Origin of the sequence: Pseudomonas fulva NBRC 16637 = DSM 17717, from assembly GCF_000730565.1 — a bacterium.
GTDB classification, from domain to species: Bacteria; Pseudomonadota; Gammaproteobacteria; order Pseudomonadales; family Pseudomonadaceae; genus Aquipseudomonas; species Aquipseudomonas fulva.
In genome coordinates this window covers 84,241-108,066 of record NZ_BBIQ01000002.1, presented here as the reverse complement: position 1 = coordinate 108,066, position 23,826 = coordinate 84,241, and the positions used below count along the sequence as shown (strand labels likewise).

Annotated in this window: 16 protein-coding genes; 9 read left to right on the top strand and 7 right to left on the bottom strand. The window is 63.0% G+C overall.

The genetic code is table 11. From position 1 onward, the window contains the following. Nucleotides 1–55 precede the first annotated feature (55 nt). Both PFU01S_RS02975 and PFU01S_RS02970 read left to right on the top strand, forming a co-directional pair. Entirely contained in the window at nt 56–616 is a 561-nt protein-coding gene (locus tag PFU01S_RS02975) for a lipocalin family protein (RefSeq protein WP_027916201.1), read from the top strand. 30 nt (nt 617–646) lie between these two features. After that, nucleotides 647–1,606: an MBL fold metallo-hydrolase gene (locus tag PFU01S_RS02970; protein ID WP_028686541.1), complete on the top strand. Its 960-nt coding sequence runs from the start codon at nt 647–649 to the stop codon at nt 1,604–1,606. Between the two features lie 342 nt (nt 1,607–1,948). Here PFU01S_RS02970 and PFU01S_RS02965 read toward each other — a convergent pair whose 3' ends face one another. Together PFU01S_RS02965 and PFU01S_RS02960 are read right to left on the bottom strand one after the other, a co-directional pair. Further along, nucleotides 1,949–3,232: a Zn-dependent hydrolase gene (locus PFU01S_RS02965; protein WP_028686542.1), complete on the bottom strand. Its 1,284-nt coding sequence runs from the start codon at nt 3,230–3,232 to the stop codon at nt 1,949–1,951. 76 nt (nt 3,233–3,308) lie between these two features. Next, the gene (locus PFU01S_RS02960; protein ID WP_027916204.1) at nt 3,309–4,799 is read right to left on the bottom strand and encodes an NCS1 family nucleobase:cation symporter-1; all 1,491 of its coding nucleotides are present in this window, start codon (nt 4,797–4,799) and stop codon (nt 3,309–3,311) included. Between the two features lie 338 nt (nt 4,800–5,137). Here PFU01S_RS02960 and hydA point away from each other — a divergent pair, with 338 nt between their 5' ends. The 3 genes from hydA to preA all read left to right on the top strand — a co-directional run bounded on the left by hydA (nt 5,138) and on the right by preA (nt 9,359). Continuing rightward, nucleotides 5,138–6,577 carry a dihydropyrimidinase gene (gene hydA, locus PFU01S_RS02955; RefSeq protein WP_027916205.1) on the top strand — a complete coding sequence of 480 codons (1,440 nt, stop codon included), beginning with the start codon at nt 5,138–5,140 and terminating at the stop codon, nt 6,575–6,577. A gap of 139 nt (nt 6,578–6,716) precedes the next feature. Beyond that, nucleotides 6,717–8,084, top strand: a complete 1,368-nt coding sequence (locus tag PFU01S_RS02950; RefSeq protein WP_028686543.1) for an NAD(P)-dependent oxidoreductase — start codon at nt 6,717–6,719, stop codon at nt 8,082–8,084. Continuing rightward, nucleotides 8,085–9,359 carry an NAD-dependent dihydropyrimidine dehydrogenase subunit PreA gene (preA, locus tag PFU01S_RS02945; protein ID WP_027916207.1) on the top strand — a complete coding sequence of 425 codons (1,275 nt, stop codon included), beginning with the start codon at nt 8,085–8,087 and terminating at the stop codon, nt 9,357–9,359. Between the two features lie 201 nt (nt 9,360–9,560). Here preA and PFU01S_RS02940 read toward each other — a convergent pair whose 3' ends face one another. The 5 genes from PFU01S_RS02940 to gnd all read right to left on the bottom strand — a co-directional run bounded on the left by PFU01S_RS02940 (nt 9,561) and on the right by gnd (nt 14,999). Further along, nucleotides 9,561–10,181, bottom strand: a complete 621-nt coding sequence (locus tag PFU01S_RS02940; RefSeq protein ID WP_028686544.1) for a TetR/AcrR family transcriptional regulator — start codon at nt 10,179–10,181, stop codon at nt 9,561–9,563. Continuing rightward, nucleotides 10,181–10,537, bottom strand: coding sequence for a VOC family protein (locus PFU01S_RS02935; protein ID WP_027916209.1), 357 nt, complete (start codon nt 10,535–10,537; stop codon nt 10,181–10,183). The genes PFU01S_RS02940 and PFU01S_RS02935 overlap by 1 nt, the downstream gene beginning before the upstream one ends. Before the next feature lie 88 nt (nt 10,538–10,625). Further along, nucleotides 10,626–12,419, bottom strand: a complete 1,794-nt coding sequence (locus PFU01S_RS02930; protein ID WP_028686545.1) for a glycoside hydrolase family 15 protein — start codon at nt 12,417–12,419, stop codon at nt 10,626–10,628. Between the two features lie 91 nt (nt 12,420–12,510). Next, a complete protein-coding gene (gene zwf / locus PFU01S_RS02925; RefSeq protein ID WP_028686546.1) occupies nt 12,511–14,019 on the bottom strand; it encodes a glucose-6-phosphate dehydrogenase in 1,509 nt (502 codons plus the stop codon). Then, a complete protein-coding gene (gene gnd, locus PFU01S_RS02920; RefSeq protein WP_028686547.1) occupies nt 14,016–14,999 on the bottom strand; it encodes a phosphogluconate dehydrogenase (NAD(+)-dependent, decarboxylating) in 984 nt (327 codons plus the stop codon). Before gnd ends, zwf begins: the two co-directional genes overlap by 4 nt. 663 nt (nt 15,000–15,662) lie before the next feature. Between gnd and glgA the strand changes: the two genes are divergently transcribed. From glgA to PFU01S_RS02900, 4 genes are read left to right on the top strand one after another with little or no spacing between them, the layout of a single operon-like run. Next, nucleotides 15,663–17,222 carry a glycogen synthase GlgA gene (gene glgA / locus PFU01S_RS02915; RefSeq protein ID WP_028686548.1) on the top strand — a complete coding sequence of 520 codons (1,560 nt, stop codon included), beginning with the start codon at nt 15,663–15,665 and terminating at the stop codon, nt 17,220–17,222. Between the two features lie 13 nt (nt 17,223–17,235). Further along, the gene (gene treZ / locus PFU01S_RS02910; protein ID WP_028686549.1) at nt 17,236–18,984 is read left to right on the top strand and encodes a malto-oligosyltrehalose trehalohydrolase; all 1,749 of its coding nucleotides are present in this window, start codon (nt 17,236–17,238) and stop codon (nt 18,982–18,984) included. Further along, nucleotides 18,981–21,050 carry a 4-alpha-glucanotransferase gene (malQ, locus tag PFU01S_RS02905; protein WP_028686550.1) on the top strand — a complete coding sequence of 690 codons (2,070 nt, stop codon included), beginning with the start codon at nt 18,981–18,983 and terminating at the stop codon, nt 21,048–21,050. The genes treZ and malQ overlap by 4 nt, the downstream gene beginning before the upstream one ends. Beyond that, on the top strand, nt 21,047–23,821 hold the full coding sequence (locus PFU01S_RS02900; protein ID WP_028686551.1) for a malto-oligosyltrehalose synthase: 2,775 nt from the start codon (nt 21,047–21,049) through the stop codon (nt 23,819–23,821). The genes malQ and PFU01S_RS02900 overlap by 4 nt, the downstream gene beginning before the upstream one ends. The last annotated feature ends 5 nt before the right edge of the window (nt 23,822–23,826 follow it).

Below are 23,826 nucleotides of genomic sequence, written 5' to 3'. Positions count from 1 at the left end.
TTTGCCCGAGGCTGGCATCGAACCTGTGTAAGCACTCACTCTCAGGAGAAACACAATGGCGATACGCAAGGCATTGATGCTTTCCTGCATGGCCCTTGCCCTGGTTGGCTGCGCCGGCAACGATCACCCTGCCCCACCACGCACGCAGCAGGTCGACCTGCAACGCTATCAGGGCACCTGGTACGAGCTGGCACGGCTGCCGATGTTCTTCCAGCGCAACTGTGTGCAATCCGAAGCTCACTATGCCCTGCGCACCGATGGCCGCATCGATGTGACCAACCGCTGCATGGAGAAGGACGGGCAGTGGAACGAAGCCAAGGGCATCGCCGAAGCTCAGCAGCCGGGCAGCACCGACAAGCTCTGGGTACGCTTCGACAACTGGTTCAGCCGCCTGGCGCCTGACCTGACCAAGGGCGAGTACTGGGTGCTCTACCATGACAAGGACTACCGCGTAGCGCTGGTCGGCCATCCTAACCGCGAGTACCTGTGGCTGCTGTCCCGCACCCCGGCCATTCCGGACAAGACCCGTGACCAGCTGCTGGACATCGCGCGCGAGCAAGGCTATGACACCAGCAAACTGGTCTGGCGCCAGGCTGACAGCACGGGCGTGGAGTAAGACTTTGATGGCGCATGACAAGGAGTAGACATGGACCTGCTGTTTCTGGGCACCAGCGCCGGTGCCCCGACCAAGGCCCGCAACGTCAGCGCGACGGCGCTGCTGGAGGCCACGGGCAAACGCTGGTACTTGATCGACTGCGGTGAGGGCACCCAGCATCGCCTGTTGCACACACCGCTGTCGACTCAGGACCTGGGCGGCATTTTCATCACTCACGTACACGGCGACCACTGCCTGGGTTTGCCCGGCCTGCTGGCCAGTGCAAGCATGAACGGGCGGCGCCAACCCTTGGATGTGGTGTTGCCCCGGGCCTTGCACGAGTGGTTGCGCATCAGCCTGGCGGTGACCGACAGTCATCTGTCCTTCGATCTGCGGCTGTTGCCCGTCGAAGATTTCAATGGCTGGCACAACGCAGCCGTCACGGTGAGCACCGTTACTTTGTCACACCGCGTGCCCAGCGTGGGCTACCTCTTCGAGGAGCGTTGCCCCGAGCCACGGCTGGACAGCGTGCGCCTTGACGCCGAAGGTGTCCCTCGCGGGCCATTGTGGGGGACGCTAGCAAAAGGCCTGGCGGTGAGTCACCAAGGCCGTGAGCTGCAAGCGGCGGACTACCTGCAGCCTGGTCGAGCTGCCCGCCGCATCATTGTTTGCGGCGACAACGACACGCCCGAGCTGTTGGCCGAGGCTGCGGCAGGTGCCGATGTGCTGGTGCACGAAGCGACCTTTACGCAACCTGCGGTGGAAAGATCTGGCGTGACCTATGGCCACAGTACTGCGGCGGCAGTGGCTCGCTTTGCCCAAGCGGCCGGGGTGCGTAACCTGGTGCTGACGCACTTCAGTGCGCGCTACCAGGCTGACAATCGGCGCAGCCCTTCGATCGATGACGTAAGGCAGGAGGCTGCCCTGCATTATGCTGGCAACCTCACGTTAGCCGTGGATCTTCAGCGGTATCATTTGGGGCGTGGGGGTGTGTTGTTGCCTGTCGATTGAGCGGACAGCGTGTATCTGGGTGGTATTGGTAGGGTATGAACAGCCTTGGATGTCCAGGGTGAGTCATAGATTGTGAGGTCCGCTGCGCGGTCCATCGCGGCATATGCAAGACAGTCGCTCCCACAATGGATCTGCGTAGTCCTCACATTTCAGCAAGTACCGCTAGCCGTGAGCAGCCTTGCTGGGGCGCCGGACCGGCCGCGATAGGCCGCGCAGCGGACCCGGCAATGTAAACTGCGAAGCTGAAACCATCGCACTGCCCACAGTTTCATCCCCGCAGCTCCCATCAACCAGACCACTGTAGCGCCCACAGCGTCCACGACAGCATGAACAGCCCCGAAACTAAGCCGCCAAACGCCCCTTGGCCACCGCCTCGGACGCTGCCAACATGGCGCGCAGCAACACGGCACACCCTGCCGCTAGATCCTCAGGCGTGGCGTTCTCGATTTCGTTGTGGCTGATGCCGTTTTCGCACGGCACGAAAATCATGCCAGCCGGCCCAAGTTCAGCCAGGAAGATCGCGTCGTGCCCTGCCCCGCTGACGATATCCATGTGCGGCAACCCCAGCGCCTGGGCTGACTCACGTACCGCACTCACGCAAACGTCGTCGAAATACAAGGCCGGGAAATCTGCGGTCGGCACCAGCTCATACGTCAGCCCATGCCGCTCGCAGGTCTGTTCGATCACACTGCGAACCTCGGCAATCATTCCCTCAAGCCGGTCTCCTTCGAGGTGACGCAGATCGAGGGTCATGCGCACTTCACCTGGAATCACGTTGCGCGAGCCAGGATAAGCTTGCAGGCAGCCCACCGTGCCGCAGGCGTGCGGCTGGTGACCTAAGGCGGCGCGGTTGACAGCCTCGACCACGGCAGCGGCGCCGACCAAGGCATCCTTGCGCAGGTGCATGGGCGTTGGGCCAGCATGGGCCTCCACCCCACGCAAGGTCAGGTCGAACCATTTCTGGCCCAGGGCGCCTAGCACCACGCCGATGGTCTTGGCCTGGTCTTCCAGGATCGGGCCTTGTTCGATGTGGGCCTCGAAATACGCGCCCACCGGATGGCCCGTCACCGCGCGGCTGCCGGCGTAGCCGATTTCATTCAGCGCCTCGCCCACACTAATCCCCTGCGCATCGCGTTTAGCCAGCGTCTGCTCGAGACTGAACTTGCCGGCAAAGACGCCCGAGCCCATCATGCACGGTGCAAAGCGTGAGCCTTCCTCGTTGGTCCACACCACCACCTCCAGTGGGGCCTCAGTTTCCACGCCCAGGTCGTTGAGGGTGCGGATGACCTCCAACCCGGCCATGACCCCGTAGCAGCCATCGAACTTGCCACCGGTGGGCTGGGTGTCGATGTGACTGCCCGTCATTACCGGAGGCAGTGCGGCATCGCGCCCTGGCCGGCGGGCGAACAGATTGCCCACCCCGTCGACCGTCACCGTGCACCCTGCCGCTTCGCACCACTGCACGAATAGGTCGCGGGCCTGGCGATCCAGGTCGGTCAGGGCCAGTCGGCATACGCCACCCTTGGGCGTGGCGCCCAGGTGCGCCAGGTCCATGAGCGATTGCCACAGGCGTGCGCCATCGACATGACGGGCAGTCGATTGAAGAACGTCTTGAGCGCGGGTCATAGGTCTCTCCTCAGGCTTTTCTTGTCGGATGTGTAAGCCACGGCGCGGGCCTGCCCGCACTGCGACGAGCAGGTATTCAAGGCAAAGGCTTGGCCATGCGCGTCGGGCTAGGGGCGGCCATGGCAGCGAAGACGTAGTACAAGCCAGCCCCGAGCAGCGAGCCGGTGAACCAGCCATAGTCGTAGAACCAACTGAAGTGACTGTTGCCAATGGCCAGCACCGTGAGCGCCACCGGCAGCGCAAAGGCCGCGAAGCCCGGCCAGTGCCACGCAGGATAGACGTCATCACGATACAGCCCGGCCAGATCCAGGTGCTGACGCCGTACCAGGAAGTAATCCACCACCATGATCCCTGCAATGGGACCGAGCAGGCTGGAATACCCCAGCAACCAGTTGGAATAGACGCTTTCAAGGCTGATGTCGGAAACGATCCAGCCCAGCTTCTTGAGAAGCTCGTGGCCCATCAGCGCCAGTCCGATGAAACCGGTCAGCCACACCGCCCGGCTGCGCCCGATCAGGCGCGGTGCAATGTTCTGGAAATCGTTGGTGGGCGAGACGATGTTGGCCGCCGTGTTGGTGGACAAGGTAGCGATCACGATCAGGGCCATGGCCAATGCTACCCAGAAGGGGCTCTGAATCTTGCCGATCAGCGTCACCGGGTCGGAAACGGTCTCGCCCACCAATGAGGCCGAGGCCGCCGTCAACACCACACCCAGCGAGGCAAACAGGAACATGGTCAGGGGCAAGCCGAATATCTGCCCCAGAATCTGGTCCTTCTGGCTGCGGGCATAACGACTGAAGTCCGGGATGTTCAGCGACAGTGTGGCCCAGAAGCCCACCATGGCAGTGAGCCCTGCGCAGAAATAACCCACCACGCTGGCCCCTTGAGGACGCTTCGGTGGCTGGGCCAACAGTTCGGTCATGGACATGTGCGGCAGCGCCCACACCAGCAGCCCGACACCCACCGATACCAGCAAAGGCGCTGACAAGGTTTCCAGCCACTTGATCGATTCTGCACCGCGCAGCACCACCCACAGGTTCAGGCACCAGAAGATCATGAAGCCGATCACCTCGCCGGTGCCGCCCAGGGCCTTCCAGCCCTCGAATACCGAGCCCAGGAACAGATGAATCGCCAGCCCGCCGAACAGCGTCTGGATCCCGAACCAGCCGCAGGCGACCACGGCCCGCACCAGGCACGGTACGTTGGAACCCAGAATGCCGAAGGATGCACGCAGCAGCACCGGGAATGGAATGCCGTACTTGGTGCCGGGAAAGGCATTGAGCGTCAGTGGAATCAGCACGATGAGGTTGGCCAGCAAGATGGCCAGCAACGCTTCACCCACGCTCAGACCGAAATACGCCGTGAGCACGCCGCCCAGGGTGTAGGTAGGCACGCAGATGGACATGCCCACCCACAGGGCGGTGATGTGCCACCTGTTCCAGGTGCGCTGATGCACCTTGGTGGGGGCGATGTCGGGGTTGTAGCGCGGGCTGTCGAGCACGTCGGGGCCTTCGCACAGCTCTACCAGGCCGTTGCGTTCAACCTCGTGCGATCTGCTCTGTTGCATGGGGCCTTCTCCAGAATGTTGTTGTAGTTGTTCGCTCATCGGGGCGAGTCGATGGCCGGAGTACACACGCAGAATGTGGGTAGAAATTTCGACCAAATTTCAATCTTGTCAAGTTAGTCAATCTCTTGCGAAACGCCTGTGCTAGAGCTATTCGTAATTTAATTTCTTTATTAATCAGTAAGTTAAAAACCACAAAATTCGTGGGATTTATTTCTTGCCGAATCCAGAATCTGCATCTAGCCTCGAATCTTGTCAGCGCTGACAGGATCTAGCTGCCCGCCTGACCTGCACAATTTCAAGAACCGGCACAGACCGGTCAGCCTGCGAGGAAAAACGGCATGTCTCTGTTGATCCGTGGCGCCACCGTGGTCACCCACGAAGAAAGCTTCAGCGCCGATGTCCTGTGTGCGAACGGCCTGATCCAGGCCATTGGCCAGGACATCGACCCACCCGTCGGTTGCAATGTGCTCGATGGCAGCGGCCAGTACCTGATGCCCGGCGGGATCGACCCGCATACCCACATGCAGTTGCCGTTCATGGGCACGGTAGCCAGCGAGGACTTTTTCAGCGGCACCGCCGCCGGGCTGGCAGGCGGAACCACCTCTATCATCGATTTCGTGATCCCCAATCCCCAGCAGTCGCTGATGGAGGCGTTTCACACTTGGCGCGGTTGGGCAGAAAAGAGCGCCAGCGATTACGGCTTTCACGTGGCCATCACGTGGTGGAGCGACCAAGTGGCCGAGGAGATGGGTGAGCTGGTCGCCCACCATGGGGTGAACAGTTTCAAGCACTTCATGGCCTACAAGAACGCCATCATGGCCGCTGACGACACCCTGGTCGCCAGCTTCGAGCGTTGCCTGCAACTGGGCGCCGTGCCCACGGTGCACGCCGAGAACGGCGAGCTGGTGGATCATCTGCAACGCAAGTTGCTGGCCCAGGGCATGACAGGGCCCGAGGCGCACCCGTTGTCACGTCCACCCCAGGTTGAAGGCGAAGCGGCCAGCCGCGCTATCCGTATTGCCGAAACCCTCGGTACGCCGTTGTACCTGGTGCATGTCTCCAGCCGCGAGGCGCTGGATGAGATCGCCTACGCTCGCGGCAAGGGGCAGCCGGTATACGGCGAGGTCTTGCCTGGCCATCTGCTGCTGGACGACAGCGTCTACCGCGACCCGGACTGGGCCACGGCAGCGGGCTATGTAATGAGCCCGCCGTTCCGACCGCGTGAACACCAGGAGGCGCTGTGGCGAGGCCTGCAGTCGGGCAATCTGCACACCACCGCCACCGACCACTGCTGTTTCTGCGCCGAGCAAAAGGCCATGGGACGCGACAATTTCAGCCGCATTCCCAATGGCACGGCCGGTATCGAGGACCGCATGGCGGTACTGTGGGATGCCGGTGTGAACACAGGTCGCCTCTCCATGCACGAATTCGTCGCCGTTACCTCTACCAACACGGCGAAGATCTTCAACCTCTTTCCACGCAAAGGCGCCATTCGTGTCGGGGCCGACGCCGACCTGGTGCTGTGGGACCCACAGGGCACGCGCACCCTCTCGGCCAAGACCCATCACCAGCAGGTGGACTTCAACATCTTCGAAGGCCGTACCGTGCGCGGCGTGCCCAGCCACACCATCAGCCAGGGCAAGGTGGTGTGGGCCGACGGTGACTTGCGCGCCGAAGTCGGTGCCGGACGGTATGTCGAACGCCCGGCCTACCCTTCGGTGTACGAACTGCTCGAGCGTCGGGCAGAACACCACCGGGCCACCCCCGTGCCCCGCTAGCCGCTGACACTGATCGACCGGCTTTCACTGCAACACCGACCCCTCAGGCCGACACCGTGCGCGGGGGCCGGCGTGCCGGTGATCGGGGCTGCCCGCGCCCCACTTTTCAAGCCCACGACAAGAAAGAGAGGCTACCACCGTGATAGACGCACTGAACCATTTGCCCCGCCCAAGGGCCGGCAGCGACCAGTTGGCCGAGCATTTCAGCGACCTGGTCCCACCCCTGACCGCGCGCCAGGCCGCCGTGGAGAGCGCGCGCTGCCTGTACTGCTACGATGCCCCGTGTATCAATGCCTGCCCCAGCGACATCGACATTCCGTCCTTCATCCGCCGCATCAGTGATGACAACCTGCAAGGCGCTGCTGAACGGATCCTGTCGGCCAACATCCTCGGTGGCAGTTGTGCCCGTGTCTGCCCCACCGAAATCCTCTGCGAACAGGCCTGCGTGCGCAACAACGCGCAGGAATGCGCGCCGGTGCTGATTGGCCAATTGCAACGCTATGCCTTGGACAACGCCCAGTTCAGCGAACACCCCTTCCAGCGCTCCCCGGCTACCGGCAAGCGCATCGCAGTGGTCGGCGCCGGCCCGGCGGGCTTGTCTTGTGCACATCGTCTGGCCATGCACGGGCACGATGTGGTCGTCTTCGAAGCCAGTGAGAAACCGGGTGGCCTGAACGAGTACGGTATCGCCCGCTATAAGTTGGTTGATGATTTCGCCCAACGTGAAGTGGCGTTTTTGCTGGGCATCGGGGGCATCGAGATCCGCTATGGCCAGCGCCTGGGCAGCGACCTGGGGCTCGGTGACCTGCGGGATCAGTACGATGCCGTCTTTCTCGGCCTTGGGCTCAGTGCCGTGCGGCAACTGGGCCTGCCCGATGAACAGGCACCTGGCGTGCTGGCTGCCACCGACTACATCCGCGAACTGCGCCAGGCCGATGACCTGAGTCGGTTGCCCTTGGCCGACCGTTGCCTGGTGATCGGCGCCGGAAACACGGCGATCGACATGGCCGTGCAGATGAGCCGACTGGGGGCGCGCGACGTCAACCTGGTGTATCGCCGTGGGGCGTCCGACATGGGCGCCACGGGCCACGAGCAAGCCATCGCCAAGGCCAACCAGGTGCGTCTGCATACCTGGGCGCGCCCCGACGCCGTACTGCTGAGCGACGATGGCAAGGTACGCGGCATGCGCTTCGCTCGCACCGCAATGGTAGACGGTCGCCTGGGCGACACTGGAGAAACCTTCGAACTGGCTGCCGACGCGATCTTCAAGGCCATCGGGCAGCGCTTCGAAGACCAAAGCGTGGCGGACCCGGTCGCCGCGCAGCTGGCGCGCGACGGCGAGCGCATTCGCGTCGATGCGTGCATGCAGACCAGCCTGCCGGGCGTGTATGCCGGCGGTGACTGCACCGCCCTGGGCCAGGACCTCACCGTGCAGGCCGTACAACATGGCAAGGTAGCTGCCCAGGCCATCCATGCCCAACTCATGCTCAACGTGGAGGCCGCGTAAATGGCTGACTTGTCTATCGTCTTCGCCGGCATTCGCGCCCCCAATCCCTTCTGGCTGGCCTCGGCCCCGCCCACCGACAAGGCCTACAACGTGGTACGCGCCTTCGAAGCGGGTTGGGGTGGCGTGGTCTGGAAAACACTGGGGGAAGACCCAGCAGCGGTGAACGTGTCATCGCGATATTCGGCGCACTTCGGCGCCAATCGCCTGGTTCAGGGCATCAACAACATCGAGTTGATCACCGATCGATCACTGGAAATCAACCTGCGGGAGATCACTCAGGTCAAGAAGGACTGGCCGGACCGTGCACTGATCGTGTCGCTGATGGTGCCGTGCGAGGAGGCATCGTGGAAATTCATCCTGCCACTGGTAGAAGCCACAGGGGCCGATGGAATCGAACTGAACTTCGGCTGCCCCCACGGGATGCCCGAGCGGGGCATGGGGGCGGCGGTGGGCCAGGTGCCTGAGTATGTGGAGATGGTCACCCGCTGGTGCAAGACCCACTGCTCACTGCCGGTGATCGTAAAGCTCACCCCCAACATCACCGACATTCGCCAGTCGGCTCGAGCAGCGCATCGAGGCGGCGCTGATGCGGTATCGCTGATCAACACCATCAACTCCATCACCAGCGTGGACCTGGACCGCATGGTGGCCCACCCAATTGTCGGCGACCAAAGCACGCACGGCGGTTACTGCGGCTCCGCCGTCAAACCCATCGCCCTGAACATGGTTGCGGAGATCGCCCGCGACCCCGCCACCCAGGGCTTGCCGATCTGCGGGATTGGCGGTATCGGCAATTGGCGTGATGCTGCCGAGTTCGTGGCTCTAGGCAGCGGCGCGGTTCAAGTCTGCACCGCCGCCATGCTGCATGGCTTTCGCATCGTCGAGGACATGAAGGACGGCCTTGCACGTTGGATGGACCAGCATGGGCATGCCCGTCTTGAAGACTTCAGAGGCCAGGCGGTCGGTCACACCACTGACTGGAAGTACCTGGACATCAACTACCAGTCCATTGCGCACATCGATCAGCACGCTTGCATTGGTTGCGGCCGGTGTCATATCGCCTGCGAGGATACCTCCCACCAGGCCATCGCCAGTACGGTGAAGGCCGACGGTACCCATGCCTACAGCGTGATCGAAGAGGAATGCGTAGGCTGCAATCTATGCCAGATCACCTGTCCCGTTGAAGACTGCATCGAGATGGTGGCACAAGACACCGGCAAGCCGTACCTGAACTGGACGCAGGACCCGCGCAACCCGTATCGGGAGGTTGGCTGAGGGTAGAGAGTGTGGATGCAGGCGCGGTTTCGCCAGACGCCGGATCCGTCGCGGTGGGGCGCACATGGGCCCTGATGTTTATGATTCACGGCTCAAATCCTGGGGCCGCCCAGCGGCCCCAGGGTCTATACTCCCCGCATCATCGTGCGCCGGGACCGCTGCACGCCCTCTGCCGGTGGCAGTCAACAGCCGTCTGACGCCTCAAGGCTCTAACCCAATACCTCGCAGGATTACACGGGTGACCGTCTGCACAGCGTTTTCGAAGTCTCGGTCGGACAGCGGCTCGCCTTCGTTGAGCAAGGCCACCTGGTAACCGAAGTCGGCATAATGCTGGGTCGATGCCCATATCATGTACAGCAGCGCCGACGGCTGCACCGGCAGAATGCGCCCCTCCTCCACCCAGCGGCGGATCTTCGCCTCCTTTAGCCTGGCCCAGGGCACCAGGCTCTCATCCAGGTCCGCTTTGAGCACCGGCGCACCGTGCAGCATCTCCTCGGCCCAGATTTTCGAGCCCAGCGGCCGTGAACGGGAGTGTGCCATCTTCGCGCGGATATAACTGGTCAGCACGACGCGAGGGTCATCGAAGTGCTCGAAGCTCAACGCGTCTTGCTTCCAGACTTCGAGCAAGTCCTGCAGCACCGCTCGAAACAGGTCGTCCTTGGTCTTGAAGTAGTAGTGAAGATTCGAGCGCGGCAGCTGCGCCTGTTCGGCGATATCGCCCATGGAAGTGGCAGCGAAGCCCTTCTCGGCGAATACGCGTTCGGCAGCCTGCAGAATCTTTTCGACGTTGCGACGACGGATTTCAATCTTGTGGCTGGCCATCAGGCGTCGGCCGTCCACACGGCCAACTCGAACCCATCCGGATCGGTGAAATGAAAACGGCGACCGCCCGGAAACGCGAACACTGCCCTGCTGACGGTGCCGCCCGCTGCTTGCACCCGTCGCTGGGTGACCTGCAAGTCATCTGCATAGAGAATGACCAGAGGCCCTCCTGGCCGCACGGGCTCACCTGTAGTGAAACCACCCGTCAGCCGGCCGTCGCTGAACTCGGTGTAGGCTGGCCCGTAATCGGTGAACTTCCAGCCGAACACCGCTGCGTAGAATGCTTTGCTGCGCGCGATGTCGCTGACGTTGAACTCGATGTTGTCGATCTGACGATCCCTACCGCGAATACCCATGAACGCTCCGTGCTCTCGGAAATGTTCCGTAGTCTACTCCGCTTGCGTAGCGAAACCATGAGCCGGCGCAAGCGCCGGCTACCAGGCTTCAGGCGCTGGCGCGCACGCGCGCAGGGCATTGCGCACGGTGCAGGTTGAGCGCGGTATTGATGATGCCGATATGGCTGAACGCCTGCGGGAAGTTACCCAGCATGCGCTTGCCTACCGGATCGTACTGCTCGGCCAGCAGGCCCACATCGTTGCACAGCTCGGTCAGCCGTTGATACAGCGCGTGCGCTTCGGTCTGGCGTCCTAGCAGCACGTACACGTCGGCCAGCCAGAAGGAGCACACCAGGAATGTCCCCTCGCCTGCCGTCAGGCCATCGGTGCAGCTGTCGGTGTCGTAGCGCAGCAACAGGCCGTTGTGCAACAGGCGCTTTTCGATCTGGGCCAGGGTTCGCAGAAACCGCGGGTCGTGGGCCGGCAAGAAGCCGGTCAACGCGATGTGCAGCAGGCTGGCATCCATCTCGCAAGAGCCGTAGGCCTGCACGAAGTGCTGGCCCTGAGCATCGAGCCCCTGCTCGCACACTTCCCGGTGGATCTGATCAGCGACCTGCCGGTAGTGAAGGCCGCGTTCACGGTCCTCCTCGGTGGTTTCGGCAAGCCCCGCAGCGCGGTCGAACGCCACCCAGGCCATGACCTTGGAGTGTACGAAGTGCTGCCGACCACCGCGTACTTCCCAGATGCCTTCATCAGGCTCACGCCAGATGCTTTCCAGGTACGGCATGATCACCCGGCTGATCGCGGCACTGCGCGGATGCCTGGGCAGGCCACCACGGATTGCCTGGCTCATGGCGTCGGCCAGTTCACCATAGATATCCAGCTGTGTTTGCGCGGCGGCTGCGTTGCCCACCCGCACAGGCTGGGAGTGCTCGTAACCGGCCAACCAGGGCAACGTGTACTCCTGAAGGTCACGCTCACCGGCCAGGCCGTACATGATCTGCATCTGCTCCGGGTTGCCCGCCACCGAACGCAGCAGCCATTCACGCCAGGCCTGGGCTTCTTCGAAGTATCCCAGGTTCATGAAGGCCAGCAAGGTCATGGTGGCATCGCGCAGCCAGCAGAAGCGGTAGTCCCAGTTACGCTCACCGCCCACGCGCTCGGGTAGCGAGGTCGTCACCGCCGCCACGATCCCGCCCGTGGGCGCATAGGTCATGGCCTTGAGCACCAGCAGCGAGCGGCGGACCAAGGCCGTGTACGGTCCCACGTCCGGGCACTTGGCTGCAAAGGCCTGCCACTGATCCACGGTGGCCTTGAGGCAGGCATCGACGTCCTGTTCGGCGGGAACCGCCAGGTGCGAAGGGTGATGACGCAAGCTGAACACATGCCGCTCGCCCTCGCCTACCCGCATACGCGCCACCGTGTGATGATCGCGAGCATGGGGGGCCACGGTCGAGGACAGGATCAAGCGGTCCGGGCCTGCTACCGCGCTGAGGGTCAGCGGGTCGAGCCGCTCTACCCAAGGGACGCTGCGCCCGTAGTCAAAGCGCATCACCAGGTCCATTTCAAACGTGGTCTGGCCCGAAAGCCCTTCGACAATGCGCACGACCGCGTTCTCGTCACCCAAGGGCATGAAATCCAGCACCCGCGCCTTTCCCGAGGCCGTGACCCAGACGGTTTCAAGCACCAGCGTGTCGTCCAGGTAGCGCCGGGTGCGCTCTGTCACGGGGTCCGAGGGCGCCAGGCGCCAACGCCCATTTTCCTCGTTACCCAGCAAGGCCGCGAATACCGCTGGCGCATCGAAACGCGGCAGGCACAGCCAGTCGAGTGAGCCGTCGCTGCTAACCAGGGCTGCACTGCGGCAGTTGCCCAGCAGGGCATAATCTTCAATATGGGCAGGCATCGATACTCCTGGAATTCAGTGCGTCAATGGTGCCGGACCCGCTTTCGCGGACAGGCCCGGCACCACGCGATCGGATCGAAACGGTGCAACGTCAACCCAGCCGGTGCCACTCGCGCTTGTCCCGGGCCAGCAGCTCGTTGCCCGCCTCCGGGCCATCCTGGCCGGCCTCGTAGTCGTGCACTTCCCCGCCCTGGGCCCAGGCATCGAGAAACGGCTGGACGGCGCGCCAGCCGTTCTCGATGTTGTCGGCACGCTGAAACAACGTCTGGTCGCCTGTCAGGCAGTCGTAGATCAAGGTTTCGTAACCGGTGGCCGGGGTCATCTTGAAGAAGTCTTTGTAGGCGAAACCCAGCTCGACATTCTCCATCACCAGTTCCGGCCCTGGCCGCTTGGCCTGAAGGTCGAACCACATGCCTTCGTTGGGCTGGATCTGGATCTTCAGGTAATTGGGCTTGGGCCTTTGCAACGCGGACTCTCGGAACTGGGCATACGGCGCCGGCTTGAAGCAGATGGCGATTTCCGTATCGCGCACGCTCATGCGCTTACCGGTGCGCAGGTAAAAGGGCACACCGGCCCAGCGCCAGTTGTCGATCATGATCTTCATGGCCACGAACGTTTCGGTCTGGCTGTCAGGTTCCACCTTGCTTTCCTGGCGGTAACCCGGCACGTGCTTCCCGCCCAGGGTGCCGGCTACATATTGGCCGCGAACCGAGTTCTTCAATGCCATCTTGGTCGACCACGGGCGGATCGCGCCGATCACCTTGGCTTTCTCCCCGCGAACCGCGTCGGCGGCAAACGCTGCAGGCGGCTCCATGGCCACCATCGCCAGCAGCTGGAACAGATGATTGGGCACCATGTCGCGCATTGCACCGGTGCTGTCATAGAACGCACCACGGGTTTCGACCCCTACGGTTTCAGCGGCGGTGATCTGCACATGGTCGATGTAATGATTGTTCCAGAACGACTCGAACAGCCCGTTGGAGAAACGGCTGACCAGGATGTTCTGGACGGTTTCCTTGCCCAGGAAATGGTCGATCCGGTAAATCTGACGCTCGCCCATCACGTTCAGCAGGCAGGCGTTGAGCGCCTCGGCGCTGGCAAGGTCGTGTCCGAACGGTTTCTCGATGACCACCCGGCGAAACCCGCCGCCCGATTCGTCCAGCAACCCGGCTTCCCCGAGGCGCTTGGCCACTTCGGGGAAGAACCGTGGGGAGGTCGCCAGGTAGAAAATGGCGTTGCCATGGCTGGTCTTGTCGATGCGCTGGGCGATCGCCTCATAAGTCGCCGCGTCGAGAAAGTCCCCGGTCTGATAGTCCAGGCGCTTGGCAAGGCTGGCCCAGAGCTTTTCGTCCAGGTTCGCTGGAGCACCCTCGCCACCTTTGTCGCGCTCGGCCATGAACGCATGCAAACGTTCAGCAAATTCCTCGGCGCTGACAGCATTGTGGTCGACACCCACGATGCGCAGGTCCCGATCGAGCAGGCCATCACGGCTGAGGTTGTAGAGCGCAGGCATCAGCAGTCGCTTGACCAAGTCGCCATTGGCGCCGAACAGAAACAAGGTACAGGGTGGAGCAGCGGGCGTTACCGGTTTTTTACTCATTCAGGTTTCTTCTCAACGTGCCCACCGAACCCAAGGCGCATGGCCGAGAGAATCTTGTCGCCATACGTGCCTTGTTGTTGGCGCGAACGGAAACGCGCGAACAGCGCACTGGACAGCACCGGTACTGGCACTGCCTGCTCGACAGCCGCGTCGATGGTCCAGCGCCCTTCCCCGCTGTCCGACACCGAGCCGCTGAACTGGGCCAACTGAGGGTCGGCCACCAGCGCGTCGGCGGTCAGGTCCAGCAGCCAGGACGTGACCACGCTGCCACGGCGCCACACTTCGGCGATCTCGGCCACGTTCAGGTCAAAGCGCTGGTCCTCGGGCAGCTCGTCACCGCCTTTGCTGCGCAGCAGGTCGAAGCCTTCGGCGTAAGCCTGCATCAAGCCGTATTCGATGCCGTTGTGCACCATCTTCACGTAGTGCCCGGCACCCGGCGGGCCGGCATGGATATAGCCATGCTCGGCACGCTGTGGTTCTCCGGTGCGTCCGTGGGTGCGCGGGATGTCCCCGACACCGGGTGCGAGTGCTGCAAACAGGGGCTCCAGACGTTCGAACACGTCCTTTTCCCCGCCGATCATCATGCAGTAACCGCGTTCCAGGCCCCATACCCCGCCTGAGGTACCGACATCCAGGTAGTGAAGCCCACGCTGGGCCAGTTCTGCGGCGCGGCGCATGTCGTCTTTGTAGAAAGTATTACCACCGTCGATGATCGAATCGCCAGGTTCCAGCAAGTCAGCCAGCTGGGCAATGGTCTGCTCGGTAGGCGCCCCGGCGGGAAGCATGACCCAGACGGCACGAGGCGCCTGGAGTTTCTCGATCAGTGCAGCCAGGTCAGCCGCCCCGACGCTGCCTTCGCCCTCCAGAGCAGTAACGGCTTGTGCGTTGCGGTCATGCACCACGGTGTGATGGCCAGCGAGCATAAGCCGCCTTGCGATGTTGCCGCCCATGCGGCCCAGCCCGACGATTCCCAATTGCATGAGCAGGTGCTCCCCTTCTGGAATGAGTGACGACGTTTCGCCTTTCAGGTTAGTCCAGTGGACGGCATGAGGGTTCAGCGACGGGCGGTGTGTTCATGTTGGTTTATTGGGGACGAGACGCCGCGCTATCTGCCATTCAGGGTGCGCAAGATCAATTTAACAGCGCTCGATCGATCAAGGCCCCGTCATACAGCACGGGTCGCACCGTTAAGGTGCAAAGCAATACACACAGCGCCGCTCGTCGCCTCTCGCCGGCGTGCAATAAAAGCGCCCTGAGTGCTCGGCGAGTTGATGCCAACGTTTGCGTCTAGCACGGTGGCCGCCTGGGATGACCGTTCGGTCACATTTGTAATATTTCTCGCCTACACTCAAGTTCCGGCCCGCCATTTGCTCATTGGAAGAGCAACGGAAAAAAAGTCGAACTTTAAGGAAAGCCGGCAGGTCAGGAACTAAGCAGGCCAGATGAAATGGGTTATTCCCACGCACGGCCCGCCCACCCCAACCAGTCCACTCGCCTTTTGGCCGGAATGCCAAATGCGCTGTGCCTGTGCGCACGACTCGGGGGCAAGGATTGCAGTACGCAGAATTCGCAAAGAGAGAATCAACACGAAAGACCGCCGCGGTTTATCAGTGCCCGGCCAAGCTTAGGGACGGAGAGAAAGAATGATCAGTGCCGCTGTCGCGACTCAAGTAGCTACCTTTACATCGGAACATCGCGAACCGCTCACCCCGGAGCTCGCCAAGACAGGCAAGGCACCTGGCGCCCAGCGCCAGAACAACCCGAACAAACGCAAGATCCTTTTCGTCACCTCGGAAATCGCTGACTTGGTGAAGACCGGTGGTTTGGGCGACGTCTCCGCGGCGTTGCCTCGCGCCCTTGCCCACCTGCACGACGTGCGTGTGCTGATCCCGGGTTACCCGCAGGTGGTGGAAAGCGACAACCCCATCCACATCGTCGGTGAGCTGGGCGGCCATGCAGCCTTGCCCCCTTGCAAGATCGGCCGGATGGACTTGCCCGACGGGCTGGTGATCTACGTGTTGATCTGCCCAGAGCTCTACCAGCGTCCCGGCACGCCTTACGCAGCAGAAAACGGTCGCGACTGGCCGGACAACCATATCCGTTTCGCCCGCCTGGGCCTGGCGGCTGCAGAAATCGCAGCCGGTGAAGGCATGATCCATTGGAAACCGGAAATGGTGCATGCCCATGACTGGCCAGCGGGCCTGGCGCCTGCGTACATGCACTGGCGCGGCTTGAGCACCCCGACCCTGTTCACCATTCACAACCTGGCCTACCAGGGTGTCTACAGCCGTGGCTGCAGCCCGGAACTGGCCATACCCGACCATGCCATGCAGCAGGAAGGCATGGAGTTCTACGGCAAGCTCTCCTTCCTGAAAGCTGGCCTGGCCTACTCCAGCCATATCACCACGGTCAGTGCCACCTACGCCCAGGAAATCACCACCCCCGAATTCGGCTGCGGCCTGGACGGTTTCCTGGCCAGCAAGGCGCAACAGGGGCTATTGGGCGGCATTCCGAACGGCATTGACGAAAGCTGGGATGCAGCGACCGACAAGCACCTGCAGCACAATTTCAGCATCAACGACTGGGAGGGCAAGGCGCGCAATGCACAGGCAGTGCGCGAGCTGTTCCAGCTGGACCCCTCCGAGGGCCCGTTGTTCGCCGTGGTCTCGCGCCTGGTCTACCAGAAAGGGCTGGACCTGACCCTGGGCGTTGCCGAGTACATCGTCGAGCAAGGCGGCCAAATTGCAATCATTGGTCGTGGCGAGCCTGAAGAAGAGCAAGCCATGCGCGAACTGGCCCTGCGTCATCCCGGCCGTGTGGGTGTCCGCATCGGCTTCAACGAAACCGACGCACGCCGCATGTTCGCTGGCAGCGACTTCCTGCTGATGCCTTCGCGCTACGAGCCATGTGGTCTGAGCCAGATGTACGCCCAGCGCTTCGGCTCGCTGCCCGTTGCACGCAAGACCGGCGGGCTGGCCGATACCATCGAGAACGGCGTGACAGGTTTCCTGTTCGACGAGTCGACGGTAGAAAGCTACCGCGAGGCGCTCAGCCGGGCGTTCTACATCTACCAGAAGAAAGACCTGCTCAATGCCATGCGTTGCCTGTCCATGACCCAGCCATTCAACTGGTGCCAAGCGGTGGAACCCTACGCACGCTTGTACGAAGACCTGGTCAAGCAAGTTCAATTGGCTCATTACTGAAGAGAGGTCGAAGATGCAAAGGCATGGCGCACATGTTGAGGACGCCACGTCGGCGCGCTTCGCCCTCTGGGCACCCGACGCGCGCAGCGTGAGTTTGGAATTGCAGCACCAGGACGCCGTCGACCTCGTTCCCGATGACGATGACGATGGCTGGTTCATTGGCACCGCCCCTGCCAAGCCAGGGGACCTGTACCGCTACTGCATCAATGGCGAGCTTCGCGTTGCCGACCCCGCATCGCGCTTTCAACCCGAGGGCGTCCACGGCCCCAGCCAAGTCGTGGACCTGGCCGGCTACACCTGGCAGCATCCCTGGCAAGGCCGCCCCTGGCACGAGGCGGTGATCCAGGAGCTGCATGTGGGCGTACTGGGTGGCTATGAAGGTGTGTCGAGCCATTTGCACCGTATTGCCTCGACCGGCATTACCGCCATTGAATTGATGCCGATCAGCCAATTCCCGGGCACCCGCAACTGGGGGTACGACGGCGTGCTGCCTTATGCAGCGCAGCACAACTACGGTACACCCGAGCAACTGTGCAGCCTGGTGGACCAGGCGCATGGCCACGGGCTGATGGTGATGCTCGATGTGGTCTACAACCACTTCGGCCCCGATGGCAACTTCCTGCATGAGTACGCCAGCTCGTTCTTTCGCGAAGACCGTCAGACCCCCTGGGGTGCCGCCATCGACTTCCGCCGGCCCGAGGTGCGTGAATATTTCATCCAGAACGCCCTGATGTGGATCTGCGATTACCGGATCGACGGCTTGCGTCTGGATGCGGTGCATGCCATCGATCAGCCTGACTTCCTCAAGGAACTGGCCAAGCGTGTGCGCGAGACCGTCGAGCCGGGCCGACACGTGTGGCTGGTGCTGGAAAACGAGCACAACCAGGCGTTCTTGCTCGAACAAGGCTTCGACGCACAGTGGAACGACGATGGCCACAATGCGCTTCACGTGTTGCTGACCGATGAAACCGAAGGCTACTACGAAGACTACAAGGATGACCCGATCGGCAAGCTGGCGCGCTGCCTTGGCGAGGGCTTCGTCTTCCAGGGCCAGCTCAACCGCCATGGCGAACCACGCGGCGAACCCAGCGGCCACCTGCCGCCAAGCGCCTTCGTGCTGTTTCTGCAGAACCATGACCAGATCGGCAACCGCGCCATGGGCGAGCGTCTAACCCGGTTGACATCGCCCGCGGCCCTGCGCGCGGCAACCGGGCTATTGTTGCTGAGCCCGATGATTCCTTTGCTGTTCATGGGCGATGACGACGGCAGCCGTGCACCCTTCCTGTTCTTCACCGACTTTCATGATGAGCTCGCCGACGCGGTGCGCGAAGGCCGGCGCGGTGAATTCGAGCATTTTGCCGCCTTCGCCGACCCCGAAAAGCGTGCGCGTATTCCCGACCCGAACGCCGAGCAGACGTTCCACGCCTCCAGGCCTGACCCGCAGGATGTGATTGCCGGCTGGCATGGGCTGTACCAGCAGCTGCTCACTACGCGCCGCCAGCACCTGGTCCCGCGCCTGCCTGGCACCCGTTCCCTGGGCGCCGAGGTATTGGCTGACAAGGCGCTGACTGCACGCTGGCAGCTGGGGGATGGCAGTACCTTGCGCATCGACCTGAACCTGGGCGACCAGGCGCAGCACCTGGCGGCTGCGCCTGCAGGCACCTGCCTTTTCGACAGCGGCGACAAGGCGCACGCCGGCTCGACGCTTTCGCCCTTCAGCTGTGTGGTCACCCTGCTACCCCCAAACCAGGAGATGCCATGAGCGATTCCCTGCTTCACCGGCTCGCTCAACGGGCGGGCCTTGCCCGAAACTGGGTGGATGCCAACAACAAACCGCAGCAAGTGACCGACGAGGTACTGCGCAAACTCCTCGAAGCCCTGGGCCATCCGGCTGGTGGCGACGCGCAACTACAAGACAGTCTATCCAGGCTTGAGCACAGCGATGACGCCCAGCACGTCCCGCCCCTGCTCACTGCCGACCAGGGCAAGCCGCTCGACCTCTCGCGGTATTTCCCAGCGCAGGCCCCGGTGTGTGGTCAGTTGGAAGATGGCAGTCACATCGACTTGCAGCTTGATGCCCAGGCCCACCTGCCAGGTGATTTTCCAGTCGGCTATCACCAACTGGAAGTGGCGCAGCATCGCTTTACGCTCGCGGTCGCACCGCCTGGTTGCCCGTCGTTGCATGACCTGGTCGAGGCGGCACCTGCGCGCTGCTGGGGCTTGTCGGCGCAGCTCTACAGCCTGCGCCGCCCCGGCGATGGTGGTTACGGTGACTGCATGGCCCTCGAGCAGCTGGTACGCAGTGCGGCCGAACGGGGCGCCGATGCGGTGGCGATCAGCCCTATCCATGCTTTGTCGGCCTTCGATCAACAACATTACAGCCCCTACTCGCCTTCGAGCAGGCTGCTGCTCAATACGCTTTACGCAAGCCCGGCGGCCATTCTGGGTGAACGCACCGTGCGCCTGGCTGTCGAGGCCTGCCACCTGGAACAGACCCTGACCTCGCTCGAGCAAGCGGCTTTGGTGGACTGGCCGCGCGCAGCCGATGCGCGCTACAAGCTGCTGGACGCGCTCTACCAGCACTTCAGCCAAGGCGATCACCCGCAACGCGCCGATTTCGAGAGCTATCGCCAGGCCGCAGGCGAGGCACTGGAGCACCATTGCCGTTTTGAAGTGCTGCAAGCCGAGGCGGTCGACAAAGGCCATGGGGCTGATTGGCGCAACTGGCCAGAGGCGTGGCGCGACCCCTTCGGAACCGAAGTCCGCGCCTTGGCCGAAAGTTATCCGGCCAGGGTAGAGTTTCACGCCTTCTGCCAATGGCTGACCGAGCGCAGCCTGCAGCGCGCTCAAGAGGCAGCCAAAGGCAGCGGCATGGTAGTCGGCCTGATTGCCGACCTCGCCGTTGGCGCCGATGGCGCCGGCAGCCAAGCCTGGAGCCGTCAGGACGAACTGCTGGCCAACCTCACCGTTGGCGCGCCACCTGACATCCTCAATCGCTCAGGCCAGGACTGGGGCATCTGCGGGTTCTCTCCCGAAGGGCTCAAGCGCAACGGCTATCGCGCGTTCATCGAGATGCTGCGTGCCAACCTGGCCCATGCCGGTGGCCTGCGCATCGATCATGTGATGGGTTTGCAACGGCTTTGGCTGATCCCGCGTGGTGGCAAGCCCAATGAAGGCGCCTACCTGTATTACCCGCTCGAAGACATGCTTCGCTTGCTGGCGCTCGAATCCAGCCGCCACGGCGCAATCATCCTGGGTGAAGACCTGGGCACGGTACCGGACGGGCTACGCGAGGCCTTGGCGCAGAAAAACATCCTGGGCATGCGCGTGCTGCCCTTCGAGCAGGCGCCCCGAGGCCAGTTCACCCCTCAGCTTCAGTGGCCCGACGATGCCTTGGCGACCACCGGCACCCATGACCTGGCGACCGTGGCGGGTTGGTTGCAAAACCGGGACGTGGAGTGGAGCCGGCGACTGGGCCTGATTGATGAGTCCACCGAACAGCAATGGCGCGATGACCGCCGCAAAGAACACGAAGGCTTGCGCCGCACGCTTGAAACCCACTATGGCCCGCTGAAGGACGACACTGCCGTGATCGATGCCGCTATTGGTTATGTAGGCTACACCAAAGCTCCGCTGGTGCTGGTCCCGCTTGAAGACCTGCTGGGTCTGGAAGAACAGCCGAACATGCCCGGCACCACCGAAGGGCATCCCAACTGGCGCCGCCGTTTTGCCGAACCGGCAAGCCACATGCTTGACAACGAGGATGCCGCACGGCGCCTGGAAGTGTTGGCGCAAGCGCGCGAGCAGGCGTGGGAGCGCGACCGATGAAACCGCTCACTGCGACCCTGCGCCTGCAGTTCCACAGCGACTTTACCTTAGACCATGCTCTACCGCTGGTCCCCTACTTTGCTCAACTGGGCATCAGCCACCTGTACGCCTCGCCGATACTCAAGGCCCGAGCAGGTTCACGCCACGGTTACGACGTCGTCGACCCCACGCAGGTCAACCCGGAACTGGGCGGCGAAGCGGCCCTGGAGCGCCTGGTCAAGGCGCTGCGCCAGCACGGCATGGGCCTGATCGTGGACACCGTGTCCAACCACATGGCCGTAGGCGGCGCCGACAATCCCTGGTGGCAGAGTTTGTTGGCATGGGGCCGTCGCAGCCCATATGCGGAGTTCTTCGATATCCAGTGGCATTCCACCGACCCGCTACTGGCCGGTCAATTGCTGCTGCCGTTCCTGGGCAGCGATTACGGGGTAGCGCTAAAAGAAGGCCAGATTCCCCTGGAATTCGACGCCGACCATGGGGTGCTACAAATCGCTCATTATGAGCACCGCTTCCCGATCTGCCCGGTCGACTACGGCTGGGTGCTGGCCCTAAGCGCTGACCCGACGCTGACCAGCCTGGCCGAACAGTTCACCGCCCTGGCCGAGTCGGCCACCCCGCTTGACGATGCCGCACCGCTGCAGGCCGAACTGGCTCGTCGCGTGCGCGAAGGCGCCGACCTGGCGTCGGCCCTGGTGGCATTCGACAGCCGCAGCGAGGCCGGCTTCAAGCGCCTGCACCTGTTGCTGGAACGCCAGACCTACCGCTTGGCCAGCTGGCGCACCGCTGCCGACGACATCAACTGGCGGCGCTTTTTCGACATCAATGAGCTGGGCGGTTTGCGGGTCGAGCGCCCGGTGGTGTTCGAAGCCACCCACGCCAAGCTGTTCGAGTTGATCGAACGCGGCCTGGTCGATGGCCTGCGCATCGACCACATCGACGGCCTGGCAGACCCACGCGGTTATTGCCGCAAGCTGCGCCGGCGCGTGGACAGCCTGATGGCCAGCCGCCCGCTGGACGCTGACGTGGAGCACTTCCCCATCTACGTCGAGAAGATCCTCGGCGTCGATGAGCATCTGCACCGCGACTGGCTCACTGATGGCACCACCGGCTACGAGTTCATGAACCAGGTGTCGTTGTTGCAGCACGATCCGGCCGGTGAGGCCCCGCTGACCGAACTGTGGTCGACGGTCAGCGAGCGCCCCGCGTTCACCGAAGAAGTACGCCTGGCGCGCCATCTGGTGCTCAATGCCAGCCTGGCAGGTGATTGCGAGTCGGTGGCGCAAGCCCTGCTGCAAGTCGCGCGAAACGACCTGATGACCCGCGATCTGTCCTTGGGCGCCATTCGTCGCGCCTTGCAGGCACTGGTGGCGCACTACCCGGTTTACCGCACTTACTTCAATGCCTGCGGCCGCCCGGCCGAGGACGAGGCATTCTTCCAGCAAGCCCTGGCCGATGCGCGCCAGGACCTGAGCGAGGCCGACTGGCCATTGCTCGAGCAACTGGAAAAATGGCTGGGCGGCGAAGGTTGGCGCCAGCTGCCACCGGGTCGTACCCGCAAGCAACTGCGCCACGCCTGCGTACGCTTCCAGCAATTGACCGCCCCCAGCGCGGCCAAGGCCGTCGAAGATACCGCGTTCTACCGCAGCGCCAGGTTGCTCTCGCGCAACGATGTGGGCTTTGAAGCCGAACGCTTCAGCGCACCGCTTGAGCACTTCCACAACGAGGCCCAGCGACGCCTGCGGGACTTCCCGGACAACCTGCTGGCTACCGCCACCCACGACCACAAGCGCGGTGAAGACACACGCGCTCGCCTGGCTGTGCTGAGCGAACGCGGCCCCTGGCTGGCCAGCCGCATGGCGCACTGGCACGAGCTGGCAGCGCCGTTGCGCGCACAGCTGGAGGATGGCATGGCGCCAAGCCCTGGGGATGAAATGCTGCTGCTCCAGACCCTACTGGGCACCTGGCCCTTGGGCTTGGCCGTCGATGACGCCCAAGGCTTGAAGCAGTTCGCCGAACGTGTCGCTCAGTGGCAACAGAAGGCGTTGCGCGAGGCCAAGCTGCGCAGCAGTTGGAACGCACCCAACGAAGCCTACGAAAAGGGCTGTGCTCGCTATCTGGAAGGGTTGCTGCTGGAGGCCGATGCCCTGCCCCTGCGTACCTCCATCGCCGATGCGGCGCAGCTGATCAGTTGCCCGGGAGCGCTCAACAGCCTGGTGCAGGCGTTCATGCGCATGACCGTGCCAGGGGTGCCTGATCTCTATCAGGGCAACGAATACTGGGACTTCAGCCTGGTGGACCCGGACAACCGCCGACCCGTCGACTACCCCGCTCGACGCAGCACCTTGGCAGAAGGCGCGCCGCTCGACGCGCTGCTAAGCCACTGGCACGACGGCCGGGTCAAGCAGGCGCTGGTGGCCCGCGTACTGGACTGCCGCATGGCCAACCCAGAGCTGTTCCGCCGGGGCAGCTACCTGCCATTGACCGTCAAGGGACGCCATGCCGACAAGGTCGTCGCCTTCGCCCGCCTGGGCGACACCCAACGCGCCGTCATCGTCGCGCCGCGCCTGGCCAGCGGTCTGCTGGGGGCTGCGCAGAGCCCTCACGTCCCTGCCCAGAACTGGGAAGATACCCGGGTCATATTGCCGTTCGACTTCTCACCTGCCAATTCGACTGGACTTTTCGGCGGGGCCGTTGTCAGCCCTGTAAGAGAGTTGATGGTTTGTGCTGTGCTGTCGGACTTTCCAGTCAATCTGTTGATCGAAGATAACTAGCATTC

Coding starts and splice junctions, on each gene's coding strand:
- PFU01S_RS02975 (WP_027916201.1), top strand. CDS start 56: ATGGCGATACGCAAGGCATTGATGCTTTCCTGCATGGCCCTTGCCCTG.
- PFU01S_RS02970 (WP_028686541.1), top strand. CDS start 647: ATGGACCTGCTGTTTCTGGGCACCAGCGCCGGTGCCCCGACCAAGGCC.
- PFU01S_RS02965 (WP_028686542.1), bottom strand. CDS start 3,232: ATGACCCGCGCTCAAGACGTTCTTCAATCGACTGCCCGTCATGTCGAT.
- PFU01S_RS02960 (WP_027916204.1), bottom strand. CDS start 4,799: ATGCAACAGAGCAGATCGCACGAGGTTGAACGCAACGGCCTGGTAGAG.
- hydA (WP_027916205.1), top strand. CDS start 5,138: ATGTCTCTGTTGATCCGTGGCGCCACCGTGGTCACCCACGAAGAAAGC.
- preA (WP_027916207.1), top strand. CDS start 8,085: ATGGCTGACTTGTCTATCGTCTTCGCCGGCATTCGCGCCCCCAATCCC.
- PFU01S_RS02940 (WP_028686544.1), bottom strand. CDS start 10,181: ATGGCCAGCCACAAGATTGAAATCCGTCGTCGCAACGTCGAAAAGATT.
- PFU01S_RS02935 (WP_027916209.1), bottom strand. CDS start 10,537: ATGGGTATTCGCGGTAGGGATCGTCAGATCGACAACATCGAGTTCAAC.
- PFU01S_RS02930 (WP_028686545.1), bottom strand. CDS start 12,419: ATGCCTGCCCATATTGAAGATTATGCCCTGCTGGGCAACTGCCGCAGT.
- zwf (WP_028686546.1), bottom strand. CDS start 14,019: ATGAGTAAAAAACCGGTAACGCCCGCTGCTCCACCCTGTACCTTGTTT.
- gnd (WP_028686547.1), bottom strand. CDS start 14,999: ATGCAATTGGGAATCGTCGGGCTGGGCCGCATGGGCGGCAACATCGCA.
- glgA (WP_028686548.1), top strand. CDS start 15,663: ATGATCAGTGCCGCTGTCGCGACTCAAGTAGCTACCTTTACATCGGAA.
- treZ (WP_028686549.1), top strand. CDS start 17,236: ATGCAAAGGCATGGCGCACATGTTGAGGACGCCACGTCGGCGCGCTTC.
- malQ (WP_028686550.1), top strand. CDS start 18,981: ATGAGCGATTCCCTGCTTCACCGGCTCGCTCAACGGGCGGGCCTTGCC.
- PFU01S_RS02900 (WP_028686551.1), top strand. CDS start 21,047: ATGAAACCGCTCACTGCGACCCTGCGCCTGCAGTTCCACAGCGACTTT.